The sequence below is a fragment of the Lysinibacillus sp. AR18-8 genome (assembly GCF_001705465.1).
GTDB classification, from domain to species: Bacteria; Bacillota; Bacilli; order Bacillales_A; family Planococcaceae; genus Lysinibacillus; species Lysinibacillus capsici.
In genome coordinates this window covers 1-12469 of record NZ_MDGU01000053.1, presented here as the reverse complement: position 1 = coordinate 12469, position 12469 = coordinate 1, and the positions used below count along the sequence as shown (strand labels likewise).

Below are 12469 nucleotides of genomic sequence, written 5' to 3'. Positions count from 1 at the left end.
GGCTGACAGGTTCTCCGTAGCTACGAATCTCCCTTATATCAAATAGTATCATGTAACAGCAACAATTCAACTGATGAATCCCATTAAAACATATCAATAATATCGATTTTTCTCCGATATATGAACAAAGAGATGAAGAGGCGCTTTGTAAAAAGGTTGAATAGGAAATTGCTTGCAACGACGCCGAGGTAATTAACTGAAAGAGGTGAGTACTTTCGTCATGCATTATGAAAATCTTGAAGAACAATGTCAAAAATTAAGACAGCTGTCCTTCACAATATTAGCTAAAAATTTACAGGATGCTAGTTTGCTCGCCATTTCAACCCCAGCAGAATCCTTACAGAAGTCACTTCTTGTATTAGAGGAAATTTTATATGAGATTTACCGATTGGAAATGCATACCGAACCCAAACTCAAAAATGTTCGAATGCTATTAAATAATCGAAGTTTTGTGGCTCAAATTCATCCTCGTCGGATTTATTTATTGATGAATCTAATTCATAAAATGACAAGCCATACTAGTAATGACATTGTAGAAGCCAAAGCAGCTAAAATTGTTTTAGACTATCTTAGCGATATTGTCGAATGGTTTATGAAGCGCTATGATCGTAGTTTCAAGTCGAACCGCCTGTCTTCTCATGTCACAGAACTTCCTTCTATATTTGATAAAAATATACTTCAGCATGAGCAGTCACGAGAGGCTTACGAACATGCTGTCAAATGGTTTGAAGTAGCTGCCCAGAACGGAGATGCAAGTGCTCAATATAACTTAGGTGCTCTTTACAATCATGGTCGAGGGGTAGAAAGAGACTATAGGCTTGCAAAAATATGGTATGAACGAGCTGCCGCACAAAATGACGCAAATGCTCACTATAGCCTCGGTGTACTTTATCATCTAGGCCAAGGCGTTATACAGGATTATCTAGAGGCTGCACGTCATTACCAAATAGCGGCTGATTTAGGGAATGCTGACGCTCAATACAATTTAGGGGTACTCTATAATCAAGGCTTAGGCCTATCTCAAAATTTTAACGAAGCTGCCAAGTGGTATACCTTAGCAGCCAATCAAGGTAATACAAGTGCCCAAAACAATCTAGGCTTCCTTTATCATAATGGCACGGGTGTGGAGCAAAGCTATGATAAAGCCGTTGCCTACTTCAAAATGGCTGCCTTAACTGGAGATGCAAGTGCTCAATACAATCTCGGCTATATGCATCTAAAAGGGCGTGGTATTCCCCAAAACCAAGAAGAAGCGGCAAAATGGTTTCATATGGCTGCTTTACAGGACCATGTTAACGCAGAGTTTCAACTGGCCATGCTCTATAATACTGGGCAAGGAATGATAGAAGATCATATAGAAGCTTTAAAATGGTTCAAGCTAGCGGCACATAAAGGACATTTAAATGCTCAATACTGTCTTGGCCTGCTGTATGAAAAAGAACAGAATCTTGTGTCAGCAGAAAAGTGGCTACTGCTAGCTGCTGACAATGGCCATATCAGCGCTGGCTTCGAGCTAGGACGTCTATATGTATATCAGCTTCAAGATCCAGCCAAAGCAATGTCATATTTTAGGTCTGCGGCAGAAAAAGGCTATGCAGATGCTCAGTATGAGCTTGGCCTATTACTGACATCTGGAAATGGTGTTCCTATAAATTATAAGGAGGCCGTGATATGGTGGCGAGCAGCAACTGATCAATCACATATTCAAGCTGAATATCAATTAGGTCTACTATATGAACAGGGATTAGGGGTAGCCTTAAATCTTGAAGAGGCGCGCAGATGTTATCGCCTAGCAGCCATTCAAGGCCATGCAGGTGCGCAGTATCAACTAGGCAATATATTTGATAAAGGTAAAGGGGTAGAGCAGGATTACACAGAGGCAGCTAAATGGATTGAACAGGCTGCGTCACAAGGACATATGAAAGCACAATACCAATTAGCCCAAATGCACATTCATGGACAGGGCGTACCAAAGGACTTTGCAAAGGCAGCCCAGCTTTATCGACTATCTGCTAATCAAGGACATCAAAAAGCCCAATTCCAGCTTGGTATGCTATACAAAAAAGGGCATGGTGTTGCACAAGACTATCAAGAGGCGACAAGATGGCTGAAAAAGTCACTTGAAGAAATTAAATAAATATTTTAAAACCTACCGCATCACGAATGACACGGTAGGTTTTATTAAAGACTGCTATTATCCTTTTGTTGTTGAATCATAAATGTTACAACAATAAATAAAGCAAAGCTAATTAATAGTGTAGTTCCTCCTACAATAAAGAAGACTAATGTAAAAGTGCTACCAAAATTAAATGGATTTATATTGTAAAACCACATGCCTAACGTTAAGCCCAGAACACCCACAATAGCTGTCCAACCATGAATGGTTACTAATTTTTGTGATTTCACTTTGAAGGCTCTATAAAAAATACCCCAGGCAAACATACTAAGCCAGCCGACCAGTAAAATATGTGCATGTATCGGTCTATATTCATAGCTACCTGATCCCGACATATGTGAACCTAAATATGTGCCGATTAAAGCAAAGATTGCCGCTAATCGAATAAGACGTATGCTCCACTTTTGTTCCATACGATAACTCCCCCTAGTTGTGTTTCAACTAAGTAGCAGTTTATCGTGTGAACATGAACTTTATATGAACTCCTTATGACAAAATTGGTAGATGGATATAAACCTTTGTGCCCGCATGCATCGTACTTTGCATCTGTATGGTCCCTCCATGTAGCTCAACAATTTGTTTGACAATCGCTAAGCCTAGCCCTGTCCCTTGCTTGGTTCTAGACGCATCGGCGCGATAAAAACGGTCATATGCTTTTGCTAATTGATCCTCAGTCATTCCTATCCCACTGTCCTCAACAAGAATTTCAAGTGAGGCAGATCTTTTTTGTAAATGTAGATGTATTTGCCCACCCTCTACATTATATTTAATGGCATTTGTCAGTAAATTATCCCATACATTTTGTAAAAGCCCTGCATCGCCATCAAAAATAATTTGCTCAAGCTTATATGATATTTGAAGCTGTGACTCTTCCATTTGCCAACGATACTTTCGTACGGTTTCCTTTAACTGTTCATCTAAACGATAAGACTCTCGTTTTACAATTCTTGTCGATTGGTCAAGGGAAGTTAATAATAATAACTGTTTGGTTAATGTAGATAGGCGTTTTGTTTCTAGCTCTATGATTGCTGCATATTCCTGTCTTTCCTGTTCAGTAAGGGAAGGATTTTTCAGTAAATCTACATACCCTTGAATATTTAATAAAGGCGACTGAAAATCATGTGATACATTACTAATAAATTCCTTCCGTGTACGATCATTTTCCTGTAATCTCTCGGTCATCCTATTAAAGCTTGATGCTAATTGACCAATTTCATCTGCACGATCAATATCTAGAACTGTATCAAATTTTTCATGTGCTAGCTGTTGAGTGGCTGCTGTTAACTTCGTAATGGGGCGAATTAATGCTTTAGCAAATAGTAGCATGGCAAGAAGACTCAGTACTGTCATAACCAACATTAATCCTGCGAGTATTGTATGCACCTCAGAAAACAATAAACGAATATCTGGTCTTATGAATAGTGCATAGGACTTGCTTTCATAGGTAAATGGCACACCAATTGTATTATTCAGTTCGTTAGCAAAAAATCCTGTTACAAAGGTTTCTTTAGGAAAATCTCGCATACCATGATAGGTTTCCCCATTTAAAACATGCTCCACAACAGATGTTGACAATGTTTTATCACGATATGGACCGCCAAAAAAATGCCCCTCCTCACCAGTTGTCACATATATTTGATAGCCGATTTCACCCAAGGTTGTCAGATAGCTATTTAAATCTTCTGGTTCGTCTGTCTCAATATAATGCACAATATCCTGTGCTATGCTAACGTTTTTCGCATCATTTTTTTCTTTTACAACTTGATGGTAATAGGTATTCGTTACCAAAAAGCCCATACATAAGCTTCCAATCATTACTAGCATTGTTGTTACAACAAATTTACTATATAACGTTTTCATGTTGTTTCCTCTAGCTTATAGCCAACACCTCTTACTGTTGTAATTTCAACAGCCGTGTCATATCGGTTTAATCTTTCACGAATCCGCTTCACATGCGTATTTAACGTTTGCTCATCTCCATCATAGTCATAGCCCCATACTTGTTCCATAATATAGCTGCGAGTAAATACTTGATGGGGGCGTGATGCTAACAAAGCCAGTAATTCAAATTCCTTTAAAGGTAATATAAGTGTATTTTCCCCTATTACAACCTCAAAGCTTCGTCGGTCAATTACTAGTTTACCTACTTGAATGGTTACTTGATTTTTTTTATCAAATCTCCTCAAAATTGCAGCTATACGAAATAATAATTCCTTTGGTTCAAAGGGCTTTACAACATAATCGTCAGATCCTGCTAAAAAGCCACGTTCTTTATCCTCTAGCTCACCTTTTGCTGTTAATAATAAAACAGGAATATCATAATCTTGAGTTAAATACTCTGTTAGTGTAAAACCATCCATTCCTGGCATCATCACATCAACAACAGCTAAATCAGGCAGATTCCCTTCGAGTAAGGCTAGTGCCTGCTTTGCATTTTCAGCAAGTAGCACTTGGTAGCCTTCCTTAGTAAGATAAATATTGACTAGCTGTAAAATATGAACGTCATCATCGACAACAAGGATCTTCATCTGCCCACCTCCAGTTAATAAGAAAAAATCCGATCATATAGAACGAATTTTTTCATCACAAATTACTATTATTTTATAACGAAAATATAGAAATCAACAGCAATAAGAGAAAAGGTAAACCAATCACAATATAGCCTCTAGGATTGGCAAGGTTCATGGTCCATCCTACCCCGAAGCGTTTCTCCACAAAAACGGATGGGTCTTGTCGATTCATATAAATTAAGCCGCCCTTCCAATAACGATCCTCATCCACGTCCATTACCTGGGAATCTATATTTGCTTCATAGCGTACTTTATGTTTATACTTTTTCACCACATATATCAGTAATGAACCCAGCAAAACAACTAAGAACAAAATAAATACTGGTAATAGCTTATAGCCTACTGTCATAGAAGGATAGATGTTGCTTAATTGTAAAATTGTTAATAAAGCTGTTAATGCAGAACTTATCAGTAGTATTTGCCAACTCATGTATTTTCGTGTTTTTAGCTGATCCTCCAACGATTCCTCTTTGCGATTTACAGCTAATTTAATTGCAGAACGTTTAATGGAGTCGGTAATTCCCCACATCATACATTGCATCATTAGCATTACCAGTGGCAGTGAAATAGCCGTAAAATAGGTCTTGTTTCTCCATGCATCCGCTTCACCACTCGGCCCCCAATGTACTGCTATATCATTTGGCATGAGATCGTAATGAAGGTATGTGTAAATGATCAAAAATACGGATATTCCTAATGGTACAGCAAAAAAAGACCAAGGAAGCATTTCATCACGACTTCTTGCAGTTAAATCCACTGCCCGTACTTGTTTAATATTTGCACCCCACTGCTCTTGTTTTTTCAACTTCGATACCTTTTGATGATTTATCCAATACAACGCCATACTTACTGTAAGCATACTAAACAAACAGCTTAATAAAACAATACTTTGAATAGCTTCAGAAGGAGCAAATTGATTGTAACTTATAATCAAGATGATTAGAAAAACTATCCCTGTTCCCCCTACGAACCGCACATACTGTTTTTTCAACTGAGCTAAGATGGGATGCTTAATAATTTGATCAGGCACTGTGACTCCAAAAACGATAGTCTCTCTTACAATATAGGGAACGACTATTTGCAAAGCTAATGTCATGATGTAAATGGTTATAAAAACGCCAAGTAGCATTTTGCTACACTCCCTCTGCTGGAATTTGCAAATCAGCAAATACTTTTTTCATCATGTGCTCAATTTGTTCAGCTGTTGCACCGAGCACCATTCCTTCTGCCACAACAGGTTTTAAATTCTTTTCGATTTGTCGTAGTTGCTCAGGTGATAAAGCTCTCTCCTCTGCTGAACTTATAATAGCTCCAGATTTTGGCCGAATGGTAATAATCCCTTTCGCCTCTAATTCATGATAACTCTTATTAACAGTATGCATATTAACACCTAAATCGGCAGCTAAACTCCGCACAGACGGCAAAGTATCACCTGGCTTCATTTCTCCTCTAGCAATTCCTTCGATAATTTGACGTGTTACCTGCTCATAAATAGGTACGTCTGATTGAAATTCTATTTGAATAAACATGTTTATCAGCTCCACATTTGTTATACAACTAATATAACAAATTTCTCTCCACCTTGCATGAGATTCAAATGTTTAAATGGGGGAATTTTTTATGGTTTCAATAAATCTTTGCACAAGTAAATTCTGCTTCTCATTATTCCTTGTACAAATTGCAATTTTATGTTTAATGGCATGTATATCCTTCACATAAACTCTCGCCAATTGCCCACTCTCTACATACTCTCTAACCGCAAGAGAAGAAATAAAATTTGCACCATAGCCCGCCATGACTGAGCGAATGGTTTCATGAATACCATTAAATTGGAGTGCGATATTTGGTGGTCTCACTTGGTATGTTTGACATAATGAGAAAAGATGCTCCCTCATCGAACTACCTACTTCTCTCATAATAAAAGGCTCCTGAAACATTTCAACTAATGTAATAGACTGATGTGCATAGCGATGATTTGGCGATACTACAAACCATAATTCATCCTCATATAATTCCTCCCACTCTATTTCCTTAGGTCTTTCAGACATTCCCCCACCGTAAATAGCCATATCCGCTTTATAGTTTATTAACTGTTCAAAGGCATCCTTTGTGTTGGTTGTTGTAATCATTAAATTCGCCTGTTCATTAGCAGCCTTGAAAGTAGCCGCCCATTTAGGAATTAAAAAATTAGCAGGTAAGAAAGTTGCAACAATGTGTAAATTCCCAGTTCTTGCAAGTCGATAATCTTCTATAAATGTTTCAATATGTTGCTCAAGAGCAATAAGATTTTGAGCTTTTTCTGCTAGTGTCACACCGAATTCAGTAAGTACTACACCACGTCCCTGTTGTTGAAATAGCTGGACTCCAATTTCATGTTCAAAACGTTTGATTTGACTTGAAACTGCAGGTTGACTTATGCATAGCATTTCTGCAGCTTTTGTAAAACTGCCTGTAACCGCAACTTGATAAAACAATTTTAAGCCATGACTATTCATGATTTAACCTCAATTCATAATCTTTAGTTATGTATTAATAATAATAATATATTTTTATTATGATTCATTCTATCATACACTTTATTGGCAAGCTTGCACTTTAAAGCATAATGAAATGAGGACTGTATAATGACAGAATTAAATGTTTGGCAATACGTAGATGACTATTTCATGACTAAGCTCCTTCCAGAAAACGAACATCTTAATACTGCACTACAGGCTAATAAAGCTGCAGGTATTCCAGAGATTGATGTATCTCCTACTCAAGGGAGACTATTATATTTACTCGCAAAAATGAAAAGTGCGGTAAATATTTTAGAGATCGGCACACTTGGAGGCTATAGCAGTATTTGTTTAGCCCAAGCTCTTCCTCAGGCAGGAAAAGTTGTGACATTAGAAATTAATGAAGAGTACGCCAAAGTTGCCAAGCAAAATATAGAGAATGCAGGGTATGGACCAAAGGTTGAGGTCATTGTAGGAAATGCCTTAGATACATTACCAAATTTAAAAAATGCTGGACTATTATTTGACTTTATCTTTATTGATGCTGATAAACCTAATAACCCCGCTTACTTGAGGTGGGCGTTAAAATTAGCAAACTCTGGCGCTCTTATCATTGCAGATAATGTTGTACGTAATGGTGAGGTAACTAATGAAAATAGTGAGGATGAACGTGTTAGAGGCGTACAAGAATTTATGGATTTAGTAAAAGCAAACCCAAGAATTGAAGCAACGGCTATACAAACAGTGGGTGTCAAAGGGTATGACGGCTTTGTACTAGCCGTAGTAAATTAGCATAGAAAAACCGCGTAACTAAAAAAGCAGTTACGCGGATGTACTATATAAAAGATGCCTTACTGCTCCCCATCTAAGCTAGTAAGACATCTTTACCCCTTAAAATCTCTTAACTTTTATTTATAGACCCCTTTTAATTCAATCGTGCTCAACTCTTTAAACGAGGGAACAGACCCCGTCACGTTATGTTAGTGGAATAGGCTGGATTGTACTCGAGTGCAATCCTTAGATAGTTATTAGGAAAGTTTGATATGTTGGATAGTAGACTTGTATTTTACGCTAATTTTTCATACCCTGGAAGTGTCAAGAATTCCGCAAATTCATCTTGTTCAATTAAGGATTTAAACAGTTCAGCAGCTTCTTCATAGCGACCACTGTTATAAGCTTGTTCCCCAACAGCCTCTTTAATTTTCACAAGTTCTTCTTCCAATATTTCTAAAACAAATGCTAGTGTAATACCACGTCCATCATCTAAGATTCCTTTCGGATGACGGATCCATTGCCATACTTGTGTACGAGAGATTTCTGCTGTTGCAGCATCCTCCATCAAGTTATTAATTGGTGCAGCTCCGTTACCTCGAAGCCATGAAGCAATATATTGTACACCAACACTACAGTTAATACGTAGACCTTCAATTGTTATTGTTCCTTCTGGTACAGCTACTAAATCTTCGGCAGATACTTGTACATCCTCACGCTTTTTATGAATTTGGTTAGGCGTTGTCATAATAGCATCAAATTGCTCCATCGCTGTTGCAACCATACCAGGATGTGCTACCCATGTACCGTCGTGCCCCTCTGTTGCCTCACGACGTTTATCTTCTGCCACCTTTGCAAATGCCACTGCATTCGCCTCATCGTCATTTTTAACTGGAATTTGAGCTGCCATTCCGCCCATTGCTGGTGCATTTCGCTTGTGACATGTTTGAATACATAAAGATGTATAGGCTTTCATAAAAGGTACTGTCATCGTTACTTGCCCACGGTCTGGCAAAATAACATCAGCTTGATTGCGTAGACGCTTAATATAGCTGAAAATATAATCCCAACGACCGCAATTCAAACCAGCTGAATGTTCACGTAGCTCATATAAAATTTCATCCATCTCAAACGCTGCTAAAATCGTTTCGATTAATACAGTAGCTTTTATTGTCCCCTGTGGAATACCAATATAATCTTGAGCAAACACAAAGACATCATTCCATAGTCGAGCCTCTAAATGACTTTCAAGTTTTGGTAGATAGAAATATGGCCCTGTACCTTGTGCAAGTGCGTTTTTGGCATTGTGGAATAGATATAAACCGAAGTCAAAGAAACTGCCAGAAATCGGCTCTCCATCCACCAGGACATGCTTCTCAAGCAAGTGTAGACCTCGTGGACGAACTAACAGCACTGCTGTCTCATCATTTAATTTATATGTTTTACCATTGGATTCTTGTGTAAACTCAATCGTCTTATTAATAGCATCACGCATATTAATTTGACCACCAATCATATTTTCCCATGTCGGAGAAGATGCATCTTCAAAGCATGCCATGAACATTTTTGCTCCAGAATTTAACGCATTAATAACCATTTTCCGATCAACTGGCCCTGTAATTTCAACACGGCGATCTTGTAAGTCGTTTGGAAGTGGTGCGATTACCCAATCACCTTCCCGAATATGCTTTGTCTCTGGTAGGAAATCCAGCTTCTCTCCCGCATCAAGTCGTTTTTGGCGTTCTTGTCGAGCCTCCAACAGCTCCTTGCGACGAGCATCAAATTTTTCGTGCAGAGCAAGAACAAATTCAAGAGCTTCAGGTGTCAAAATTTCATTAGTTTGCTCATTTTGTTCTCCAACAATTTTAAGCTTACCTGTCGTTGCTTGTTCCATTAGCTGTTTACCCACCTTTGCCATTTTAGTTTCGTCATCCTCCGCTTTAGGAGGAGCGGAGGAGACTATTCTATGATTATGAATTTAGGAAAACACGTATTTAAACTACGACTTATACAAACTGTTCTGTTTCAGTAGAACCTGCCATTGCTGTTGTAGAAGAAGTACCACCAGAGATAACTTGAGAGATTTCATCAAAGTATCCAGTACCTACTTCGCGTTGGTGACGTGTAGCTGTATAGCCTTTAGACTCAGAAGCAAATTCTGCCTGCTGTAGCTTAGAATATGCAGCCATACCATTATCTTTATAGTCATGAGCAAGCTCAAACATAGAGTGGTTAAGTGCATGGAAACCTGCTAAAGTAACGAATTGGAATTTGTAACCCAACTTACCAAGTTCACGTTGATACTCTGCAATTTCTTCTTCTGAAAGATTTGCCTTCCAGTTGAATGAAGGTGAGCAGTTGTATGCAAGCATTTTACCTGGGAACTCAGCATGAATAGCTTCAGCAAATTCTCTAGCTTCTTCAAGTGATGGTTTAGAAGTTTCACACCAAATTAAATCTGCATATGGAGCGTAAGCTAAACCACGAGCAATTGCTTGTTTGATTCCAGCTTTTGTACGGAAGAAGCCTTCAGGTGTGCGTTCACCAGTGATGAATTCTGCATCACGTGGATCAATATCTGATGTAACCATATCAGCAGCATCAGCATCTGTACGTGCAATTAAAATTGTATCTACACCCATTACATCTGTTGCTAAACGTGCAGCTACTAAGTTACGAACAGCATTTTGTGTTGGAAGTAATACTTTACCTCCAAGGTGTCCACATTTCTTTTCAGATGCTAATTGATCTTCTAAGTGAACACCCGCTGCTCCTGCTTCAATCATACCTTTTACAAGCTCGAATACGTTTAGAGGCCCACCAAAACCTGCTTCTGCGTCTGCTACGATTGGCGCGAACCAATCAAATTGATCAACACGTCCTTCAGCATGATCAATTTGATCTGCACGTTGAAGCGCTTGATTAATTCGTTTTACTACTGCTGGTACAGAGTTAGCTGGATATAATGATTGGTCAGGATACATTTGACCAGACAGGTTTGCATCAGCAGCTACTTGCCAGCCTGATAGATAGATAGCCTTTAATCCAGCTTTTACTTGTTGTACTGCCTGATTCCCCGTTAATGCCCCCAATGCATTGATAAACGGTTCCTCATGTAATGAATTCCACAGTCGAGTAGCACCTTTTTGTGCTAGTGTTTGTTCAATTACTACTGTCCCCTGTAATTTAACAACTTCTTCAGCTGAATATGTGCGTTCAATACCAGCCCAACGTGGGTTTTCAGCCCATTGTTTTTCTAAAGCTTCGATTCTTTCTTGACGAGTTGACATATTGAAATTCCACCTTCCCCTTTGTGTACAATATACTCTGTTAAAAAACTTTTAATTATCTGTTCCATAACAGGTTTATTTGTTGTAAATTAATATATAACAGACTATTTGAATTTTCATTATTTTTCGATAAAAGATCAAATTTTAAGGATAAAACTACCTTTTTTGACGATGAAATTTGGAAGACTGTTTACAAACAAGGGGGATATTCACAATGAACAATGAGTTAAATTCTTTCGTAAAAGATATTTCACAACAATATATTTTTATGTTGAAAGACTGGATACCTGCTGATTCATCCATTGCTATTGCTGTTGAAAATGCTTATGTTTATTTTCACTCTGGTCACCAAAGTATTCATTTAGAGATAGGTCAACAAGTATTACCTGGGAGTATTGCCGACCAAGTGTTACAGACTCAAAAAAAAACAGATGCTATTTTAGATAATTCTCTTTTCGATACGCCATATTATGGCATTGGTTATCCCATATACATTCAAAATAAGCCTGCTGCTCTCGTCATTGTCCTACCGTCATCATTTACAGCAAAAAAAGCAGCACCATTTCAATTTTTAACTGGAAAGCAAGAGGAGGAATGGAATCCTGTAGCAATTAATAAAATATCTCATATTGAAAGCCTACAGAAAAAAACATGGTTTTATGTAGAGGGTGATCAGTATAAAACAAGTATTACACTTAAAGAACTTCAATTACGATTACCATCATATTTTATTCGTATCCATAGATCTTACATTGTAAATATACATTTCATAAAAAAAATGGCACGTGATTTAACGTCAAATTTTATTGTCACTTTAATTGATGGAAGTGAGTTACCAGTAAGTCAATCTTATCTAAATGATCTTCGGAGTGCTCTTGAGTTTTAGTATATACGGCTGTCCTTTTCCGGGGACAGCCTACTTTAAACTATCTTCTTAATTTGAGACAACAAAAAAGACCAGAGAATTTATTCTCTGATCTTTCTTTTGCCTAGCGACGTCCTACTCTCACAGGGGGAAGCCCCCAACTACCATCGGCGCTAAAGAGCTTAACTTCCGTGTTCGGTATGGGAACGGGTGTGACCTCTTTGCCATCATCACTAGACTTTGTATTTAATTGAAAGATTTATTCTTTCAAAACTGGGTAAACGGTGCATTGAATGTTT

The 12469-nt window shown here is 38.1% G+C and carries 11 protein-coding genes and 1 rRNA gene; 3 read left to right on the top strand and 9 right to left on the bottom strand.

Annotated features, from left to right (window positions below; all coding sequences use genetic code 11):
• Nucleotides 1-220 precede the first annotated feature (220 nt).
• On the top strand, nucleotides 221-2137 hold the full coding sequence (locus BFM98_RS22505; protein ID WP_066038444.1) for an SEL1-like repeat protein: 1917 nt from the start codon (nucleotides 221-223) through the stop codon (nucleotides 2135-2137).
• A gap of 44 nt (nucleotides 2138-2181) precedes the next feature.
• Here the strand turns inward: BFM98_RS22505 and BFM98_RS22500 are convergent, their stop codons facing one another.
• The 6 genes from BFM98_RS22500 to BFM98_RS22475 all read right to left on the bottom strand — a co-directional run bounded on the left by BFM98_RS22500 (nucleotide 2182) and on the right by BFM98_RS22475 (nucleotide 7241).
• On the bottom strand, nucleotides 2182-2589 hold the full coding sequence (locus tag BFM98_RS22500; protein ID WP_048395933.1) for a hypothetical protein: 408 nt from the start codon (nucleotides 2587-2589) through the stop codon (nucleotides 2182-2184).
• A 73-nt stretch (nucleotides 2590-2662) separates the two neighbouring features.
• Nucleotides 2663-4036: a HAMP domain-containing sensor histidine kinase gene (locus BFM98_RS22495; protein ID WP_066038443.1), complete on the bottom strand. Its 1374-nt coding sequence runs from the start codon at nucleotides 4034-4036 to the stop codon at nucleotides 2663-2665.
• A complete protein-coding gene (locus tag BFM98_RS22490) occupies nucleotides 4033-4704 on the bottom strand; it encodes a response regulator transcription factor (protein ID WP_048395929.1) in 672 nt (223 codons plus the stop codon). Before BFM98_RS22490 ends, BFM98_RS22495 begins: the two co-directional genes overlap by 4 nt.
• Before the next feature lie 73 nt (nucleotides 4705-4777).
• Nucleotides 4778-5875 carry a DUF1648 domain-containing protein gene (locus BFM98_RS22485; protein ID WP_066038442.1) on the bottom strand — a complete coding sequence of 366 codons (1098 nt, stop codon included), beginning with the start codon at nucleotides 5873-5875 and terminating at the stop codon, nucleotides 4778-4780.
• A 4-nt stretch (nucleotides 5876-5879) separates the two neighbouring features.
• Nucleotides 5880-6275 (bottom strand): GntR family transcriptional regulator, encoded by a 396-nt coding sequence (locus BFM98_RS22480; protein WP_048395924.1) that lies wholly within the window; start codon nucleotides 6273-6275, stop codon nucleotides 5880-5882.
• Between the two features lie 72 nt (nucleotides 6276-6347).
• Nucleotides 6348-7241 carry a LysR family transcriptional regulator gene (locus BFM98_RS22475; protein ID WP_054548490.1) on the bottom strand — a complete coding sequence of 298 codons (894 nt, stop codon included), beginning with the start codon at nucleotides 7239-7241 and terminating at the stop codon, nucleotides 6348-6350.
• A gap of 129 nt (nucleotides 7242-7370) precedes the next feature.
• Between BFM98_RS22475 and BFM98_RS22470 the strand changes: the two genes are divergently transcribed.
• Nucleotides 7371-8036, top strand: coding sequence for an O-methyltransferase (locus BFM98_RS22470; protein ID WP_066038441.1), 666 nt, complete (start codon nucleotides 7371-7373; stop codon nucleotides 8034-8036).
• 274 nt (nucleotides 8037-8310) lie between these two features.
• On the opposite strand, the gene aceB is transcribed toward BFM98_RS22470, so the two are convergent.
• Nucleotides 8311-9909: a malate synthase A gene (gene aceB / locus BFM98_RS22465; protein ID WP_048395937.1), complete on the bottom strand. Its 1599-nt coding sequence runs from the start codon at nucleotides 9907-9909 to the stop codon at nucleotides 8311-8313.
• Nucleotides 9910-10021: 112 nt separating this feature from the next.
• Nucleotides 10022-11305 carry an isocitrate lyase gene (gene aceA, locus BFM98_RS22460; RefSeq protein WP_004233046.1) on the bottom strand — a complete coding sequence of 428 codons (1284 nt, stop codon included), beginning with the start codon at nucleotides 11303-11305 and terminating at the stop codon, nucleotides 10022-10024.
• Between the two features lie 214 nt (nucleotides 11306-11519).
• On the opposite strand from aceA, the gene BFM98_RS22455 reads away from it, so the two are divergent.
• Nucleotides 11520-12191 (top strand): LytTR family DNA-binding domain-containing protein, encoded by a 672-nt coding sequence (locus tag BFM98_RS22455; RefSeq protein WP_048395918.1) that lies wholly within the window; start codon nucleotides 11520-11522, stop codon nucleotides 12189-12191.
• Nucleotides 12192-12292: 101 nt separating this feature from the next.
• On the opposite strand, the gene rrf is transcribed toward BFM98_RS22455, so the two are convergent.
• Nucleotides 12293-12408 (bottom strand): 5S ribosomal RNA (rrf, locus tag BFM98_RS22450).
• Nucleotides 12409-12469 lie beyond the last annotated feature (61 nt).

Bases quoted from the DNA above. Each gene is read 5' to 3' on its own strand.
- BFM98_RS22455 (WP_048395918.1), top strand. From the start codon at position 11,520: ATGAACAATGAGTTAAATTCTTTCGTAAAAGATATTTCACAACAATAT.
- BFM98_RS22485 (WP_066038442.1), bottom strand. From the start codon at position 5,875: ATGCTACTTGGCGTTTTTATAACCATTTACATCATGACATTAGCTTTG.
- BFM98_RS22500 (WP_048395933.1), bottom strand. From the start codon at position 2,589: ATGGAACAAAAGTGGAGCATACGTCTTATTCGATTAGCGGCAATCTTT.
- BFM98_RS22495 (WP_066038443.1), bottom strand. From the start codon at position 4,036: ATGAAAACGTTATATAGTAAATTTGTTGTAACAACAATGCTAGTAATG.
- BFM98_RS22505 (WP_066038444.1), top strand. From the start codon at position 221: ATGCATTATGAAAATCTTGAAGAACAATGTCAAAAATTAAGACAGCTG.
- BFM98_RS22470 (WP_066038441.1), top strand. From the start codon at position 7,371: ATGACAGAATTAAATGTTTGGCAATACGTAGATGACTATTTCATGACT.
- BFM98_RS22480 (WP_048395924.1), bottom strand. From the start codon at position 6,275: ATGTTTATTCAAATAGAATTTCAATCAGACGTACCTATTTATGAGCAG.
- BFM98_RS22475 (WP_054548490.1), bottom strand. From the start codon at position 7,241: ATGAATAGTCATGGCTTAAAATTGTTTTATCAAGTTGCGGTTACAGGC.
- aceA (WP_004233046.1), bottom strand. From the start codon at position 11,305: ATGTCAACTCGTCAAGAAAGAATCGAAGCTTTAGAAAAACAATGGGCT.
- BFM98_RS22490 (WP_048395929.1), bottom strand. From the start codon at position 4,704: ATGAAGATCCTTGTTGTCGATGATGACGTTCATATTTTACAGCTAGTC.
- aceB (WP_048395937.1), bottom strand. From the start codon at position 9,909: ATGGAACAAGCAACGACAGGTAAGCTTAAAATTGTTGGAGAACAAAAT.